We start from the raw sequence: 16,290 nt of genomic DNA, 5'->3' as shown, positions 1-16,290 counted from the left end.
TTTCGTGGGTCAGAACGGGCTTGGGCGGGCCCCGGACCGCGGTGACAACCCTGTGGATAAGTCTGTGATTTAGCGAATCGCTTCCGAATCAACGGTGAAGCTCCGAAAGCTCGGACAACATGGCATCGAGATTATGGTCGGCGCCGTTTCCGAGGTCCGCAACGTCCAGCAAGTCGGCATCGGCGATGATCGTCGCGCGGCCCTCCCCAATCCGGCAATGGGCGGCCAGGCGGTCCTTACTGACCGCGCAGCTCCCCTCGCCTTCAAGTTCGCCCGGTGACTCGGTGACCACCGGATAGCCCCCAAGCGTCGCGGCCTTCCGGCCCCTTTGATCGGGCGCAAAGAGGCGCAATCCCCAATGACCGAGAAGACCGGTGTCCGCGAACATCGGTGGGGGCCGCAGCGGATCGCCCAACGGGTGCTCGCTCGGCCATTCGAGCATCGGGTCGGCCAGGATCATCACCCGGCCGCCGCGTTGCACCCAGGAATCGAGCACGACCAAATTCTCGGCGGTTTGCGCTTGCGGATGCGCCATCAGCAGCAATCGCCCCTTGGCGAGCTCCGACCCGTCGGTCGTGCTGATCGGGATCACGCGATAGTGCGCCTGGAGCGCGGTGAGGGCCGGCGATCCGCCACCTTCGAGCGAAAAATCCTCGCCGAACATCAGCGGCAAAGTGGTGAGCAGCAAGAGTACGGGCTTGGCCGCCGGCGTAGATGGGCTCGCCGCCGGCTGCCGCCTCAGCGCATAAGCGAGGCTTGCAGCTGCGATGATGAGCAGCGCGACGATACCGAAAATCGCACGCCCGCGGGCGCGAGTCATTTCTTCTCGCTGCTGTTGTTCGTCGTATCCGAAGCGCCCGGCGCAACCCCGAGCTCGGCCAAGGGCTCGCTCGGCTCATTGGCCGCGGCTTGCTCGGCTGCGTTCATGACGCCATCGCGGCTGGAACGGCTGATGATCGAGCCGAGAAGCACCAACAGGAATGCGAAAGCGAGGCCGGTGAGCCCGATGCGAATGCGCTGCGCGCTGCTTCCGGCTTGGTAAGGCATCGATATCGACGAAGCTATGGCTCGCCTCGACAATATGCAAGCATCACGCTTGACGCTGCTTGTTGCAGTCGCGAAGGGGCCGGAACCATGACTCGCACAGCTCTGCTCATCACGCTTGCTGCCGCCGCCGCGCTAGCCGGCTGCAACAAGGAAGATCACACGATCGTCGCCGGTGGTCCGGTACAGGACGATTTCAACGACGCCGCCAACGGGCCGGTCGTTCTCCCGCCGTCAGTCGCGGCCAGCAAGTCGTACCGCTGCAAGGACAACAGCCTCGTCTACATCGACTGGCTGTCGGACGGCAGCGCGCGCGTGAAGAAGAAGAGCGATGACGTCGGCACGGTGGTTGCGGCCGGTTCGCCGAGCCTCAAGGGCGACGCCCACGGCTCGACCGTCAGCTACAACGGGCAGAGCTGCAAGGCCTGACCTTGCTTGACTCTCCCTCCGCGGCCTTTGATCAGGTCGCGGAGGGAAGGGTTTCATCCATGCATCTTACAAGGCGCGGGTTCACGGGCGGCGCATTGACCGCAGCCCTGGCGGGCCAGTTCAGCCTGCCCGCCTTGGCCCAGGGACGCCCGGGCCTCGCCGCTGCCCTCAGCGCAATCCAATCCTACGGCGAGCAGCATCGCAGCTATTACGGGCTCCCCGGGATGACCTTGGGGGTGACGACCCCCGACGGGTTCGCGACCGTCCTGAACTTCGGCTTTGCCAACGCCGAAGCGCGAGCGCCGATCACCGGCGATAGCCTGTTCCAGGTCGGCTCCATCAGCAAGCTGATGGTCGCAGCGTTGCTCCATCAATTCGCGTCCGAGGGGAGGTTCAGTCTCACCGACCGCATCGATAAACTGCTTCCCGGTCTTGCGCTGCCGACCGGAAATGCGATCCAGGTGCAGCATTTGCTCGATCATGTCGCGGGCCTTCCCGGCGACGCCCCCATGTTCCCCGCAGGCGGACTGTGGACGGCTTACGCGCCGGGCGCTCACTGGCATTATTCGAACACGGCTTACGCGATGCTCGGGAAGCTCGCGGAGCATGCCGGCGGCAAGCCGCTCGGCCGCTTGCTTGAAGACCGGCTGTTCACGCCACTCGGCATGAATCGCTCGCGAGGGGCAATCCTCGCTCCCGACCGGCTGCTTTACGCGCAAGGCTATGAGGCAGCCGACCAGATCACGCCGTTCGTTCGCGGGGTCCCGCTCGCGCCGGCGGCGTGGGTCGATGTTGTGGAAGGCGCGGGATGCGTCGCCTCGACGGCCGACGACATGAACCGCTTTATGCGATCGCTGGCGGACGCCGCGCAAGGCCGCGGCGGGCTTGGGCTGCCAGCGGCATCTGCGAAGGCTTACACAACCCACGCGGTCCTCAGCGACACGCCGGGAATGACCTACGGCAACGGCCTGATGCATGTCGCGAGCCCCGGCCGATCCTATCTCCACCACACTGGCGGGATGGTCAGTTTTTCTTCGTCGTTCCATATCGACGTGGCGAGCGGCGTGGGGGCATTTGCGAGCTCCACGATCACCGCCTTCGCCGATTACCGTCCGCGCCTGTTGTCGCGCTTCGCGGTCGATGCGCTGACTTCCGCGCTGGCCGGAAAGCCGCTGCCATCGCCACCGCGAGTCGACACGCCCCTGACCAGTCCCGCGGCCTATATCGGCCGCTATTCCGGCCCGGGGGGATCATTTGAAATCCGCGCCGGAAAGCCGCTCATCATCGTCGCGGACGGCCGCTCGGCCGACCTTGAATATGTCGGCGGAAACGTCTTCCGAACGCTCCATCCGACCTTCCGCCGCTTCGCCCTGACGGTCGACAGAAAGGGGCCCGCGGTCGTCGGCGCGGCGTGGGGCCCCAATGCCTATGTCCACAATGGGTCGGGCGGTAGCGTTCCGGCCTCGGATCCCGCGCTCGCGCGGCTCGCCGGGCATTATGCCAGCGACAATCCGTGGTGGACCGGCATCGGGACCATCGTCGAGCGCGGCGGCAAGCTGTGGATGGGCACGGACACGCCGCTCACCAAAATTGGCGACAATCTCTGGCGCGTCGGCGAGGAAGCCTGGTCACCGGAACGCGCCTCATTTGCCGACGTCGTCGACGGGCGTCCGCAGACGTTGATCTTCTCGGGCGAGAAGTTCGTCCGCCGCGATATCTAGGCTTGCGACGCCAGCACGGCTAGGAGCGCCGCCATGGACGTTCTCGAAGCCCCGACCATCACCCCGCAAATCGTCGCCGAGCATGGGCTCAGCGAAGAAGAATATGACCGCATCCTGAAAGCCATGGGCCGCGAGCCGAACCTGGTGGAGCTCGGCATTTTCTCGGTCATGTGGTCGGAGCATTGCAGCTACAAAAGCTCGCGCTTCCACCTTAAAAAGCTGCCGACCGAAGCGCCGTGGGTGATCTGCGGCCCCGGTGAGAACGCTGGCGTAATCGACATCGGCGATGGCGACGCGTGCATCTTCAAGATGGAGAGCCACAACCACCCATCCTACATCGAGCCCTACCAGGGCGCGGCGACGGGCGTTGGCGGCATCCTTCGCGACGTTTTCACCATGGGCGCGCGGCCCGTCGCCAACATGAACGCGCTGCGCTTTGGCCGGCCCGACCACCCCAAAATGCGTCACCTGATCGCCGGCGTCGTCGCCGGCATCGGCGGCTACGGCAATTGCGTGGGCGTCCCCACGGTTGGCGGCGAAGTGAACTTCGACACCGCTTACGACGGCAACATCCTCGTTAATGCGATGACCGTCGGCGTCGCGAAGACCGACAAGATTTTCTATTCGGCCGCGACCGGAATCGGCAATCCGATCGTCTACGTCGGCTCCAAAACCGGCCGCGACGGCATCCACGGCGCGACCATGGCCAGCGCCGATTTCGACGAGAATAGCGATGAAAAGCGCCCGACCGTGCAAGTCGGAGACCCGTTCACCGAGAAGCTGCTCATCGAAGCTTGCCTCGAACTGATGGCGACCGATGCGATCGTCGCCATTCAGGATATGGGCGCGGCAGGCCTCACGTCATCGTCAGTCGAAATGGCGAGCAAAGGCGGCGCCGGCATCCGCCTCGACATGAACAAAGTGCCGTGCCGCGAGACCGGCATGACGCCCTATGAAATGATGCTCTCGGAAAGCCAGGAGCGGATGCTGATGGTCCTGAAGCCCGGCCGCGAGGCAGAGGCCGAGAAGATCTTCAGGAAGTGGGAGCTCGACTTCGCGGTGATCGGCGAGGTGACCGACACCGGGCACATGGTGCTCGAGTTCAACGGCGAGGTGGTGTGCGATATTCCGCTCGGCCCGCTCGCCGACGACGCGCCCTGCTACGAGCGCCCATACATGAGCCTCGAGGACTACAAAGCCTGGGCGAAGGTGAAGCCTCTCAGCGAGGCGCCCGAAAGCACGGACATCGCCGGTGACCTCTTAAAGCTGATGGGCTCGCCCAACCTCGCCAGCCGCCGCTGGATCTGGGAGCAGTACGACCAGTCGGTGGGCGCCGACACGGTACAGCGGCCGGGGGGCGATGCGGCGGTGGTGCGCGTCCACGGCAGCCGGAAGGCCTTGGCGATCACCACCGATTGCACGCCGCGCTACGTCTATGCCGACCCGTACGAAGGCGGGAAGCAGGCGATCGCCGAAGCCTATCGTAACCTCTGCGCGGTCGGCGCGAGGCCCCTGGCAGTCACTAATTGCCTCAACTTCGGCAACCCGCAGCGGCCCGAGATCATGGCCCAGTTCGTTGAGGCGCTGCGCGGCATGGGCGACGCCTGCCGCGCGCTCGATTTCCCGATCGTCTCCGGCAACGTCAGCCTCTACAACGAGAGCAAGGCGACGGGCGGCGGCAGCTCCATACTGCCCACCCCCGCAATCGGCGGGGTCGGCCTGCTCGACGATTGGCAAGCGAGCGCCACCATCGCGTTCAAGCGCGAAGGCGAGCAGCTGATCCTGATCGGTCACAGCGACAGCCACGTCGGCCAGTCCCTTTGGCTCGAGGTGTGTCACGGGCGGCGTGAAGGCTCGCCCCCGCCGGTCGACCTCGCGGTCGAGCGGCGCGCCGGCGAGTGCATCCGCAAGCTCATCAATCACGGCTTGGTTAGCGCGGTGCACGATTGTGCCGATGGCGGCGCAGGGATCGCCATTGCGGAAATGGCCCTAGCCGGTGGCATCGGCATGACGATGACCGTCGTGCCTCAAATCCCGAACGTCGGCGCGATCCTGTTTGGCGAAGACCAGGGCCGCTATGTGGTGACGACCAGCGATCCCGACCGGGTTCGCGCGCTGGCCAATGACGCGCAATTGTTCGCCGTGCCGATCGGCACCACCGGCGGCGATTCCCTTACGTTCGACCTAGTCGAGCGGGGCGGCCCGCAGTCCATCTCACTCACCAATCTCCGCACCGCGCACGAGGGCTTCTTCCCGAAGCTCATGGGAAGCGAGCTGACGCCGGAGTTCTAGCCGCAGAAACGGGGGGATCATGCTTCGACCGATTGCCATCGCGACCGCGATCAGCGGGACGCTCGACATATTGTTCGCCATGATCCTGACCGTCGCGTTCGGCCGGCACATCCCCGACATGCTTCGCTACGTCGCGTCCGGTCCGTTCCCCGCGGCTACTGGTATGGGGACGAGCGGAGCAATCCTAGGCCTTGTCGTCCACTTCACGTTGATGGCGGTCATGGCGACCGCGCTGATGCTCCTCCTCCGCTGGAAGCCCGAACGGCTCGGGACACCGGTGCGTACCGGCATTGCATTCGGCGTGATCACCTATTTCGTGATGAACTGGCTGGTGGTGCCGCTGCGCTTCGGCACGCCGCTGCCACCCAAGACCCTGTCGATCGTCACGCAGGCCTTCGCGCACATTGTGCTGGTCGGCATTCCGATGACGTATGTCGCGAAGCGCTATCTCCAGTCGCGCACGGCATAGGTACCGCTCAAACCATATTGTTACGCCCTCGAATCAATATAGGATTGAGCGATGACCAGCCGCCTCGATTCAAAATGGACCTTTGCCGGGCTCGCGATTGCGCTCCTCGGCATCCCGGCCGTGACCACCCTGCACCGGATGCTGGCGCCCGATCCGATGGCGAGCAGCGCGATCGTCGTGCGCGAGCTCTCCATCCTGGCGATCACCGGCCTGCTGCTGTGGCTTGTCGTATCCCGCGAACGCCTGCCGCTGTCGTCGATCGGGATCCGGACGGACCGGCTCGGCCGCTCTTTAGGCTGGGGCATTCTGTTCGCTGTGGTCTCGTTCGCGGCCGCGATCGGGATGCTGGCCGCCTACAGCGCGCTCGGGATTCACTACGGCGAAGGCCAGTCGATCTCGCGGACGCTGCCCGTGACCAGCCTGACCGTGCTTCGAGCGGGCATTTCGGAAGAGGTTATGTACCGCGGCTATGCGATCGAGCGTCTGCAGTCGCTGACCGGCAGCAAGTGGATCGCCGCCGGCATTGCGCTGGTCCTGTTCGCGGCCTTCCATTTTCGCCAGGGCTGGGCCGGTATGTTGATCGCCTTGGTCCTGGGGGCGGTGCTCACCGCTTTCTATCTGTGGAAACGCGACCTGGTCGCCAACATCATCGCGCACTTCACGGTGGACTTCGTTCCGAACGTCCTTCTTCCGCTGCTCGGAGCTGGCAGCTAATAGTTGCGAGTAAGTCGCATTAGCGCTATATGGCGCTTCATGATCGTCTGCGTCTGCAATCGAATCACCGAGAAGGAAGTGCGCGAAGCGGCACTCGCCGGCGCACGGGAGTCCGAGGACGCTTATGCGAAGCTCGGCTGCGAGGTGCAGTGCGGTTGTTGCCTCGATTATGCCCAAGAAGTGATCGACGAAGCGGTTGGCCAGCGGCCACGCCTCAAGCTCGTCGCCTGACTTGACCGTCGCCACTTGAACGCGCATCCGCCCGGCAACGGGAGGCTGACGAATGAAGGGCGACGCCAAGGTCCTCGAGCTGCTCAACGAAGCGCTGAAGAACGAGCTGACCGCCACCAACCAATACTGGCTGCACTACCGGCTCCTCGATAATTGGGGCGTTCACAAGCTCGCCAAGTTCGAACGCAGCGAATCCATCGACGAGATGAAGCATGCCGACCGCTTGGCGGAGCGGATCCTTTTCCTCGACGGCCTGCCCAATTTCCAGGCCCTCGGACGTCTCCACATCGGCGAGAACGTCGAGGAAGTTCTAAAGGCCGACCTCGAGCTTGAACTCGAGGCGCTAATCCAGCTGCGCGGTGCGATCCAGCATTGCGAGAAGGTTCGCGACTACGTCAGCCGCGACCTATTCTCCGAGATCCTCGAGAATGAGGAAGAGCATGTGGACACGCTCGAACAACAGTTCGAGATGATCACTCGGATGGGAATGCAGAATTACATCCAGCTTCAGAGCGAAGCTGCGGAGGCCGATTAGATCCGGCCAAATCCCTGATTGCCGACCTTGCGGCCGAAACCACCTGGCGCGGCGCGAGTCATCAGCGGATTGGTTGCCTTGTCGAACAGCTCGATCGTCTGATCGAACAGCTGCCGCAGCTCGACCACCTTGGGCACCAGCTCGTCGGGGAAACGGTGGCTCTCGATGCAGAAGCGCGCGGTGGTCTCGATAAGCTCGGCAATCTTGGCCAGTGGCTCAGCGCCGAGCTGTCGCGACTCGCCTTTCAAAGTGTGCGCGGGAATGACCAGCGCAGTCGTATTCTGCTCGCGCATGGCGGCTTCGATCTGGGCGATCGATTTAACTCCATCCTCCTTGAAATAGCTCAAGATGCGGATGAAGCCCGGGCCGAGCTCGGACCGGTTCTTCTCGAAATACGCCCAATCGACGATGTCCCGAGCTTCGTCGGTCACACCTTACTCCTCAAAAGCCGAACGAGATCGGCCGTGGTCCCACGGCTGCAGGGATAGACTTCAAACAGTAAACTTTGCCTTAGCGGCCTCGGTCGAACGGATTGGTTCGCCCACGGAAATTGAGCCGTAATGGCACCGATCCCAGCTTGAGATCGCGCCGGAGCGCGTTGACCAGGTACCGCCGGTAGCTCTCGGGAAGCTCGTCGGTGCGATTACCGAACACCACGAAGGTGGGCGGTCTGGTGTTCGCCTGGGTGATGTAACGGAGCTTGATCCGCCTGCCCTTGGGTGCGGGCGGCGGGTTGGCCTCTATCGCTTCTTCGAACCAGCGATTGAGTTCACCGGTTGGGACGCGCCGGCTCCAGGCTTCGCGAAGCTCGAACCCGACCTTCAGGATCATGTCGATGCCCTTGCCGGTTTTCGCCGACACGGTGAGCAGGGGCACATCCCTCAACTGCGCGAGGCCTTCGGCGAGGGCCGCTTTGACCCCGTTGAACAGCGACGACGCATTGTCGGCGACATCCCATTTATTGAGCGCGATGATCAGCGCCCGCCCCTCTTCGATCACCTGGTCGGCGATCTTGAGGTCCTGCGATTCGAGGCCCCGCGTTGCATCCAGCAGAAGCACGACGACTTCGGCATAATCGATCGCGCGCCGGGTGTCCGCAGCCGACAGTTTTTCCAGCTTGTCCTCGACCTTGGCGCGCTTGCGAAGGCCCGCAGTATCGACCAGCCGGACCGGATGGCCTTCCCACTCCCATTCAAGGCTGATCGAATCGCGCGTGATCCCGGCTTCGGGGCCGGTGATCATCCGCTCCTCGCCGAGCATGCGATTGACCAGGGTCGACTTGCCGGCGTTGGGCCGCCCGACGATCGCGATGTGGAGGGGGCCACCCTCGGCCGGCTCTTCACTTTCCTCATCCGCCCCGGTGCGCTCGACGTGGGGACGCAGCGCCTCGAACAGGTCGACGACGCCCTCGCCATGCTCGGCGCTGATCGCGATCGGGTCGCCGAGGCCGAGACGGAAAGCTTCGAAAATTCCGGATTCGGCCGCCCGGCCCTCGGCCTTGTTGGCGACGACCATCACCGGGGTCGTTTCGACCCGGAGCCAGCGGCCAATCTCCTCATCGAGCGGAGTCAGGCCCTCGCGCGCGTCAACCATGAAGAGGACTGCGTCGGCGTCGCGTACGGCTGCCTCGGTCTGCTGGCGCATCCGTCCCGGCAGCGTCTGGGGGTCCTCATCCTCGAATCCAGCGGTATCGATCACCCTAAACTCGAGCCCGACCAGCTTCGCTTCGCCCTCCCGCCGGTCGCGCGTCACGCCCGGGCGATCGTCAACCAGCGCCAGGCGCTTGCCGACGAGCCGGTTGAACAGGGTCGATTTGCCGACATTCGGACGGCCGACGATGGCGACGGTGGGAAGCGGCATGGTGAGGGCGATAGCAGCGCGTTAGCCGCGCCGCGATAGCCTAGCGATACGCGTGGAGCCGGCCGGCGTCGTCGTAAACGTACAGCGTCGAATTGGCGACGACCGGAGGAACGCTGATCCCAGCACCCGCATTCGTTTGGCTCTGGAAGTTACCGGTGGTCGGATCGACGTTGATCAACGTCCCGTTCAAGCCGGCGATGATCAGCCGTCCGCCGGCGAGAATCGGACCAAGGTAATCGATCTGGCCCTTCTTCCCCTTGGGGTGCTCGAACTGCGGCATCTGGTTGATCCAGCGGATGTGGCCGTTCTGCCGCGAGATGCAGAGCAGCTTGGCATCGTCGGTGATGGCGAAGATCCAGTCGCCCGCGACCCACGGCGTCGTAATGCCGGCGATGTTGAGCTCCCACTGGCGCTGGCCAGTGGTCAGCTCGAGCGCGACCATGCGGCCGCCCTGGCCGATGGCGATGACCTGGCCGTTGTCGATCACCGGATCGGCGTCGATGTCGGATAGCGAGGACACGCTGGTGGTGATGCTGGTCCGCTGAAGCGCGTCCTGCCAGACTTGGCGGCCGTTTTCGTAGCGATAGGCGTTAAGCTCGCCCGACGAGAAGCCGGCGACGACGGTGCCTTGCGCCACGGCGGGCGAAGCGGTCCCGAACACGCCCGCGATTTCGAGCGAGGCGGCCTGCGACCAGTTGGTCGAGCCATTGCTTTCATCGAGCGAATAGATCTGGTTGTCCTGGCTCATCACATAGAGCGCGCCGTTGGCGACGGTCGGGGCGCCCCGCAGCGGCCCGCCGGGCCGGACCTGCCAGAGGATGCCGCCCGTCTGTTCGCTCATGGCCGAGACGTAGCCGAGGCCGTTGGTCGCGTAGATGCGGCCATTGTCGAACGCGATGCCGCCCCCGTAGAGCGAACGTTCGTTGCCCTTTTCGTTGGGCGTCTGGCTTGCCCAGTACATCGCGCCGGTCTGCGCGTTGAACGAGCGAACGGCGCCGAGCGTGTCGATCGTGTAGACGCGGCCATTGGCGACGATCGGCGCGGCCGCCAGCCGCATCGTGAGGCTGCTGCCGCGACCGGCCTGGACCAGGAAAGCCTGGCTGAGTGCTTGTCCGAGCGCGACATGGCCCATCGACTTGTCGGCGTCGCCGCCCGATTGCGCCCAGTCGGCATTCGCCACCGGATCCGGCAGCGACATCGGCAAGATAGCCGTATCCGGGTCGACCTGGGCGTCGGCGTCGCTGGTCAGCACGGGAATGCGCTGGCCAAGGACCGGAGTCTTGGGACCCGAGCCCTTCTTGAAAATGCCGCAGCTGCTCGCAGCAAGCGCGGCAGCGATGAGCACGGTTACGCGGAAAAACTTGGGGTTGTTCATTGTCGGTCCTACTGGGCCAGGCTGTCGAGCGCGCTGCTGGCGTCGACGCCGAGGCTTCCGGCGATCTGGACGGCGCGGCCGCGGATCGTCTCCGGCACGGTCTTGTCCTTGGCGATGGCAGCGAAGAGCCGGCCCGCCTCAGCGCGCTTGCCCTGTTTGATCATGGCCAGCGCGGTCATTTCTCCGGCCGTTCCGAACCACGGATTGCCCGCCTTGTTGAAGGGCTGCATGCGCGAGATGACTTCGTCAGGCTTGATCTGGTCGAATTCGAGTGCGGTCTGGCGAATCAGGCCCGCGTCGCGATACGGCTGCGGCAGGCCGCCATCGCCGGCAATCTCGCGATATTTGGCGATCGCCTGCTTGTTGTCATTTTTCTGGAGGGCGAGCGCCGCGCTTGCGAACAGCGCCGATGCGCGAACCGCCTTGCTGCCGCTGGTCGCCAGTTCGTCGAGCTGCTTCGGCGCCTTGTCGAACTTGCCCGACCCAATGTCGCGATAGATCGTCGACAGCTCTTCGACCTGTGCCTCGGAACGGTCGACCTGGTGCTGCTTCCACCAGATGAACCCGCCGCTTGCGGCGAGGAACAGAATCAGGCCGGCAATGATCCAATTGCCGTATTTCTTCGCGAAATCGCGCGCGCGATCGCGGCGCAGATTCTCGTCGACCTCGCGAAGGAAAGTGTCACTGATATCAGGGGGCTGCGCCAAAGACGTTCCTCAGTCCACGTGATCGGGAATGCTCATGCCGGTCGCTTCCTTTCGCACGCTAGATGAACGGAAGCTGGCGGCGCATCGTCTAGCGGCTGCGCCGCGAAAGGCAAAGGGGCAGACGATGAACTCTTGCGCTGCCCCCTCAGCCGACGCAGGCTCCGCGGTCGCAGGGGGGAAAAACATGATCAGGAACGCGCTGGCAGGATTTCTACTGGTCACGAGCAGCATGGCGGCCACCCCCGCACCGGCCGCGCCGCCGATCCGCCCGGACCAGGCCGAATTCAGGGCGCTCTACCAGGAGCTGGTCGAAACCAACACGGCGCTTTCGGTCGGCGATTGCACGCTCGCGGCGAAAAAAATGGCCGATCATCTTCGCGCTGCGGGATTCCCTGAATCCGATCTCCACCCCTTCAGCGTCGCGGATCATCCAAAGGAAGGCGGGCTGGTGGCGATTCTGCCCGGCCGGGATCCGAAGGCGCGGGCGGTCCTGATGCTTGCCCATATCGACGTCGTCGAAGCGAAGCGCGAAGACTGGACTCGCGACCCGTTCAAGCTCGTCGAGGAGAACGGCTTTTTCTACGGACGCGGGACGATCGACGATAAGGCGATGGCGGCGATCTGGGTCGACACCATGGCCCGCTTCAAGAAAGAGGGCTTCCATCCGCGTCGGACCCTGAAGTTGGCGCTGACCTGCGGCGAGGAAACCGCCGGTGCGTTCAACGGCGCGGAATATCTTTCGAAGAACCAGCGTCAGCTGATCGACGCCGAGTTCGCCATCAACGAAGGCGGCGGCGGCCAGCTCGATGCTGATGGCAAACCCACTTACCTCGGCGTCCAGGTCGGCGAGAAATTGCCGCAAAACTATCAGCTCGAAGTCACCAATCCGGGCGGTCACAGCTCCCGGCCCGTGCCGGACAACGCGATCTATCACCTCGCCCACGCGCTCGTCCGGATCGAGGGTTATGATTTCCCGGTCACTCTCAACGCCACCACGCGAGACTTTTTCGCCAAGATGGCCGTGATCCGCGGCGGCGAAGAAGGGGCAGCGATGAAGGCGATCGTCGCCAACCCGGCCGATCCGGCGGCGCGCGAGACCCTGGAGCGTAACCCGGCGTGGAACTCGATCCTCCACACCACCTGTGTCGCGACGATGCTCGACGGCGGACATGCCACCAACGCTCTTCCGCAGCGCGCGCGGGCCAATGTGAATTGCCGGATCTTCCCCGGCGCGACTTCAGAGGATGTTCGCCAGACCCTGATTGAGGTCATCGGCGATCCGAAGGTGGCGGTCTCGATTCCGGAAGTGCGGAGCGCCGCTGCTGCGCCACCGCCGCTTGATCCGAAGGTCCTTGGCCCGGCGGAGTCGCTCGCGGCCAAAATGTACCCCGGCGTGCCGCAGTTGCGGCTGATGCAGGCCGGGGCCACCGACGGGGCGTTCCTCACCCCGGTCGGGATTCCGACCTATGGAATCTCCGGTATGTTCCTCGATTCAAATCTGAACGGCATCCACGGTCTCAACGAGAAGGCGAACGTGGCCGACCTGTATAGAAGTCGCGACTATCTCTTCGAATTGATGAAGATCTACGCCAACCAGCCGAACTGAGGTTCAGCCTTTCGGCCGATAGGTCTGGTTCGCCGTTGGGAAGGTTCGCGCCCGGACCTCGTCGGCATAGGTCCGCGCAGCTTCGCCAATGCGCGACGCGAGATCGTCGTAGCGCTTCACGAACCGCGGCGTGCGCTCGAACAGGCCGAGCATGTCCTCGGTGACCAGCACCTGCCCGTCGCACTGGGCCGAAGCGCCAATCCCGATGACCGGCGCCTCGACCGCCTTCGCAACGTCGTTCGCAATATCCTCGAGCACGCCTTCGAGCACGATGCAGAACGCGCCGGCCCGATCGATCGCTTGCGCGTCAGCGATGATCTTCTCGGCCTCGCGCTTCTCGCGGCCCCGAGCGCCATACCCGCCAAGCATGTTGACCGCCTGCGGGGTCAGCCCGACGTGGCCGATCACCGGGATCCCGCGATGGGTGAGAAAGTCGACCGTTGGCGCCATCGCTTCGCCGCCCTCGAGCTTGACGGCCGCGCAGCCGGTTTCCTTCATTAGCCGCGATGCGCTGGCGAACGCCTGCTCCGGCGATCCTTCATAGGATCCGAACGGCATGTCGACCGCGACGAGCGCGTGCCAGCTGCCACGGACTACGGCGGCGCCGTGGGCGCACATCATCTCCATGGTGACGGGAATGGTCGACGGCAGGCCGTATATGACTTGGCCGAGGCTGTCCCCGACCAGCAGCATGTCGCAATGGGGGTCGAGCAATTGCGCGGTGCGCATCGTATAGGCGGTCAGCATCACGATGGGCTGCTCGGTCGCTCCATTGGCCTTGCGAGCGCGGATCGACGGCGCGGTCATGCGCTTTCCGGGTACCGGCGACGGAGTTGCGCGGCTCGTGCTTGTATCGATCGTGAAGGTCGACATGGCGCGGCCTTCTAACGGCCCAACGTTAACCCCGCCAGCGAAACGCTGTTTCGATCCCGTAATTATTGGAACCTGAACCAGTTTTGCGCGTCACACCACGCAAGTGCACGGGCGCAGCCGCCCGAGTGGAATGATGGAGAATTCGATGATCGACCGCCATTTGATTGGCGATGTCGGCTTGGCGGTTTTGCTTGCCTTTCCGACCTTGGCGCTAGCCCGGCCGCAGACGCCGCCCCCTCAGCACGAGACTGCTGACGCACCGATGGTGGAGAAGGCGGCGATTGTCGAGCAGACGACCGCCGAAAAGAGGTTCAACTTCCCGCGCTAACTCAGCGGAGCCAGCCCCGCTGCCGCGAGTGGCGTGCAAACCAGAATATCGTCCACACGATTGCGACGACGATGATCGCAGCGGCGATCTGCCCGGTCGACAATAAGTCCCGCAGCCCGGCATTTACGAACAGCCCTACGAACCAGATTGCGATCGCGGCCAGTGCCACTAGCATCAGCGGTTGGGCGGCAGTTCGGCGCAAGACCAGCATCAGTCCGCCAAGAGCACCCGCAAGGCCAGTCAGCCCGAAGGCGAGCACCATCCACAAAGGTTCGGCCGCATATTGTGCGCGCTCATCGAGCGGCAGCGTCGAGGGATCCGTCGACAAGTGAATCGCTGCACCGACCAGCGGCAAGGCCATTAGAACCAACGCAGCAACCGCGGCCGGCAAATACCAACGCGTGACAGGCCGCGGCGCGTATCGCTTGTCCATGCTTCCCCCCCTTTTAGATCTCAGCCGCCAGGCGCTCTTCCCACTGCGCCCCTTGCGCGAGCGAAATCGAGTCGAGCACTGCAGTGCTTTGGTCGCGCAGGACCGCAAAAGCGCGGCGGATCGCGCACGTCGCCTCGTCCTGGCAGTCGCCGCACGGAGCATAAAAGTTGACGCTCGCGCAGGAAACCAGGGCGATCGGCCCTTCCATCGAGCGGACAATCTCGCCGAAGGAGATTTCCTCCGGCGAGCGCGACAGTTTGTAGCCGCCCTTCGGCCCGCGCACGCTTTTCACCAGCCCCGCCTTCTTCAGGTCGAGCATGATCAGCTCGAGATATTTCGGCGGCACCCGCTGAGTCTCGGCAATGCGGCCGAGCTGAACCGGCAATCCGCCCTGCTCTTCAGCAAGGAAGAGAAGCGAACGCAATGCGTACCGGGTCTTTTGGGCAATCATTCAGGGCCAAACCCTAGCGCGCAACAGTGGATCGGCACAAGTGAGCCGGCTTGGAAGCAACCCATAGCAAATGAACGCCATTTAACCTTGCCGCCACGGCCGTGAGATTCCGCAAATCCTAATTGGGCCCACAGCCGGCGCATTTTGGCCGGCAAATTGGAGGAAGCTCGAATGAAAGCTGTTATCGCATCGCTCGCGGCGGTCGGCCTCGTTGCCAGCCCCGCGCTTGCGACCACCAAATCCACCACCATGACGACCAAGACGGCCGGCGCGAAGGTCAGCACGACCACGACGACCAAGGTCACGCCTGCGAAGGGCAAGGCTCACGCCAAGGCCAAGACGCATGCGAAGAAGACGGTCAAGACGGCCAGCGCCAAGAAGGCCGCACCGGCCAAGAAGCCCGCTTAAGTAACAAGTTTCCCGCGCGGCGCAGACTCCCGACTCCCTCCCCCTTTCGGCGCGCCGCGCGGGAGCCTTTCATCCAATCGTGTTATGAACACTGCCGAAAGGAGGGCTAATGGGCCGCAAGATCCTGTTGATTGAGGACGATCGCGAAACCGCGGGCTACCTTGCCAAGGGACTGACGCAGGAGGGTCATAGCGTCGAAGAGGCGACCAACGGCCAGGACGGGCTGTTCCGCGCGACCGATGGCACCTTTGACCTCATCATCCTCGACCGCATGTTGCCCGTCCTCGACGGGCTTTCTGTGCTTCGGGCACTGCGCGCGGCGCATATCGAAACGCCAGTCCTGATCCTCTCCGCTTTGGCGTCGGTCGGCGACCGCATCGACGGCCTGGAGTGCGGTTCGGACGATTATCTCGTAAAGCCATTCTCCTTCGCCGAACTCCTTGCCCGGGTGAATGCCCTGCTGCGCCGGCGCGAAGCGCGAATCGATCCCGCTGATCATCGATTGACCGTTGGCGACCTGGAGATTGATCCGCTTTCACGGAGCGTCAGGCGCGCGGGCAAGAAGCTCGACCTCAAGCCGCGGGAATATCTCCTGCTCGAATATTTCGCCCGCAATGAAGGGCGCGTCGTCACCCGCACGATGCTGCTCGAGCAAGTGTGGGATTACCATTTCGATCCGGGCACCAACGTCATCGACGTTCATGTCAGCCGGTTGCGTCGCAAGCTCGACGAAGGCTTCGAAAAGCCGCTTCTTCATACGGTGAGAGGCGCGGGCTACATGCTCGCCGCATAACCTTCTAAGGTCGCGCCCGTG

The 16,290-nt window shown here is 64.0% G+C and carries 20 protein-coding genes; 11 read left to right on the top strand and 9 right to left on the bottom strand.

Going from position 1 to position 16,290, the window contains the following annotated elements:
• Positions 1–88: 88 nt before the first annotated feature.
• Together AC4K8G_RS10620 and AC4K8G_RS10615 are read right to left on the bottom strand one after the other, a co-directional pair.
• Positions 89–820, bottom strand: coding sequence for a hypothetical protein (locus AC4K8G_RS10620; RefSeq protein ID WP_491734122.1), 732 nt, complete (start codon positions 818–820; stop codon positions 89–91).
• Positions 817–1,047: a hypothetical protein gene (locus tag AC4K8G_RS10615; RefSeq protein WP_491734121.1), complete on the bottom strand. Its 231-nt coding sequence runs from the start codon at positions 1,045–1,047 to the stop codon at positions 817–819. The genes AC4K8G_RS10620 and AC4K8G_RS10615 overlap by 4 nt, the downstream gene beginning before the upstream one ends.
• 87 nt (positions 1,048–1,134) lie before the next feature.
• Between AC4K8G_RS10615 and AC4K8G_RS10610 the strand changes: the two genes are divergently transcribed.
• Genes AC4K8G_RS10610 through bfr form a run of 7 tightly spaced genes read left to right on the top strand, consistent with a single transcriptional unit; the run spans position 1,135 to position 7,435 of the window.
• Positions 1,135–1,473 (top strand): hypothetical protein, encoded by a 339-nt coding sequence (locus AC4K8G_RS10610; protein ID WP_491734120.1) that lies wholly within the window; start codon positions 1,135–1,137, stop codon positions 1,471–1,473.
• Positions 1,474–1,532: 59 nt separating this feature from the next.
• Positions 1,533–3,194 (top strand): serine hydrolase domain-containing protein, encoded by a 1,662-nt coding sequence (locus AC4K8G_RS10605; RefSeq protein ID WP_491734119.1) that lies wholly within the window; start codon positions 1,533–1,535, stop codon positions 3,192–3,194.
• Positions 3,195–3,227: 33 nt separating this feature from the next.
• Positions 3,228–5,486 (top strand): phosphoribosylformylglycinamidine synthase subunit PurL, encoded by a 2,259-nt coding sequence (gene purL / locus AC4K8G_RS10600; RefSeq protein ID WP_491734118.1) that lies wholly within the window; start codon positions 3,228–3,230, stop codon positions 5,484–5,486.
• Between the two features lie 19 nt (positions 5,487–5,505).
• The gene (locus tag AC4K8G_RS10595; protein ID WP_491734117.1) at positions 5,506–5,955 is read left to right on the top strand and encodes a hypothetical protein; all 450 of its coding nucleotides are present in this window, start codon (positions 5,506–5,508) and stop codon (positions 5,953–5,955) included.
• 51 nt (positions 5,956–6,006) lie between these two features.
• Positions 6,007–6,669 carry a CPBP family intramembrane glutamic endopeptidase gene (locus tag AC4K8G_RS10590; protein ID WP_491734116.1) on the top strand — a complete coding sequence of 221 codons (663 nt, stop codon included), beginning with the start codon at positions 6,007–6,009 and terminating at the stop codon, positions 6,667–6,669.
• A gap of 39 nt (positions 6,670–6,708) precedes the next feature.
• On the top strand, positions 6,709–6,900 hold the full coding sequence (locus tag AC4K8G_RS10585) for a (2Fe-2S)-binding protein (RefSeq protein WP_491734115.1): 192 nt from the start codon (positions 6,709–6,711) through the stop codon (positions 6,898–6,900).
• A gap of 52 nt (positions 6,901–6,952) precedes the next feature.
• Positions 6,953–7,435: a bacterioferritin gene (gene bfr / locus AC4K8G_RS10580; RefSeq protein WP_491734114.1), complete on the top strand. Its 483-nt coding sequence runs from the start codon at positions 6,953–6,955 to the stop codon at positions 7,433–7,435.
• On the opposite strand, the gene AC4K8G_RS10575 is transcribed toward bfr, so the two are convergent.
• The 4 genes from AC4K8G_RS10575 to AC4K8G_RS10560 all read right to left on the bottom strand — a co-directional run bounded on the left by AC4K8G_RS10575 (position 7,432) and on the right by AC4K8G_RS10560 (position 11,377).
• On the bottom strand, positions 7,432–7,866 hold the full coding sequence (locus AC4K8G_RS10575; protein ID WP_491734113.1) for an Hpt domain-containing protein: 435 nt from the start codon (positions 7,864–7,866) through the stop codon (positions 7,432–7,434). The two genes, bfr and AC4K8G_RS10575, sit on opposite strands and share 4 nt — an antisense overlap.
• A 79-nt stretch (positions 7,867–7,945) precedes the next feature.
• A complete protein-coding gene (gene der, locus AC4K8G_RS10570) occupies positions 7,946–9,295 on the bottom strand; it encodes a ribosome biogenesis GTPase Der (protein ID WP_491734112.1) in 1,350 nt (449 codons plus the stop codon).
• A 40-nt stretch (positions 9,296–9,335) separates the two neighbouring features.
• Entirely contained in the window at positions 9,336–10,670 is a 1,335-nt protein-coding gene (locus AC4K8G_RS10565; protein ID WP_491734111.1) for a PQQ-binding-like beta-propeller repeat protein, read from the bottom strand.
• 8 nt (positions 10,671–10,678) lie between these two features.
• A complete protein-coding gene (locus AC4K8G_RS10560; RefSeq protein WP_491734110.1) occupies positions 10,679–11,377 on the bottom strand; it encodes a tetratricopeptide repeat protein in 699 nt (232 codons plus the stop codon).
• Between the two features lie 184 nt (positions 11,378–11,561).
• Here AC4K8G_RS10560 and AC4K8G_RS10555 point away from each other — a divergent pair, with 184 nt between their 5' ends.
• Positions 11,562–12,983 carry a M20/M25/M40 family metallo-hydrolase gene (locus tag AC4K8G_RS10555; RefSeq protein ID WP_491734109.1) on the top strand — a complete coding sequence of 474 codons (1,422 nt, stop codon included), beginning with the start codon at positions 11,562–11,564 and terminating at the stop codon, positions 12,981–12,983.
• A 3-nt stretch (positions 12,984–12,986) separates the two neighbouring features.
• Here the strand turns inward: AC4K8G_RS10555 and panB are convergent, their stop codons facing one another.
• Positions 12,987–13,856 carry a 3-methyl-2-oxobutanoate hydroxymethyltransferase gene (gene panB, locus AC4K8G_RS10550; protein WP_491734108.1) on the bottom strand — a complete coding sequence of 290 codons (870 nt, stop codon included), beginning with the start codon at positions 13,854–13,856 and terminating at the stop codon, positions 12,987–12,989.
• Positions 13,857–13,986: 130 nt separating this feature from the next.
• Between panB and AC4K8G_RS10545 the strand changes: the two genes are divergently transcribed.
• The gene (locus AC4K8G_RS10545; RefSeq protein WP_491734107.1) at positions 13,987–14,184 is read left to right on the top strand and encodes a hypothetical protein; all 198 of its coding nucleotides are present in this window, start codon (positions 13,987–13,989) and stop codon (positions 14,182–14,184) included.
• A gap of 1 nt (position 14,185) precedes the next feature.
• On the opposite strand, the gene AC4K8G_RS10540 is transcribed toward AC4K8G_RS10545, so the two are convergent.
• Positions 14,186–14,617 (bottom strand): hypothetical protein, encoded by a 432-nt coding sequence (locus tag AC4K8G_RS10540; RefSeq protein ID WP_491734106.1) that lies wholly within the window; start codon positions 14,615–14,617, stop codon positions 14,186–14,188.
• A gap of 13 nt (positions 14,618–14,630) precedes the next feature.
• Positions 14,631–15,068, bottom strand: coding sequence for an RrF2 family transcriptional regulator (locus tag AC4K8G_RS10535; protein WP_491734105.1), 438 nt, complete (start codon positions 15,066–15,068; stop codon positions 14,631–14,633).
• Positions 15,069–15,239: 171 nt separating this feature from the next.
• Between AC4K8G_RS10535 and AC4K8G_RS10530 the strand changes: the two genes are divergently transcribed.
• On the top strand, positions 15,240–15,476 hold the full coding sequence (locus AC4K8G_RS10530) for a hypothetical protein (RefSeq protein WP_491734104.1): 237 nt from the start codon (positions 15,240–15,242) through the stop codon (positions 15,474–15,476).
• Positions 15,477–15,585: 109 nt separating this feature from the next.
• Positions 15,586–16,269: a response regulator transcription factor gene (locus AC4K8G_RS10525; RefSeq protein ID WP_491734103.1), complete on the top strand. Its 684-nt coding sequence runs from the start codon at positions 15,586–15,588 to the stop codon at positions 16,267–16,269.
• Positions 16,270–16,290 lie beyond the last annotated feature (21 nt).

The organism is Sphingomonas sp. SP3, assembly GCF_058514305.1.
This window is presented reverse-complemented; position numbering and strand designations above follow the sequence as displayed.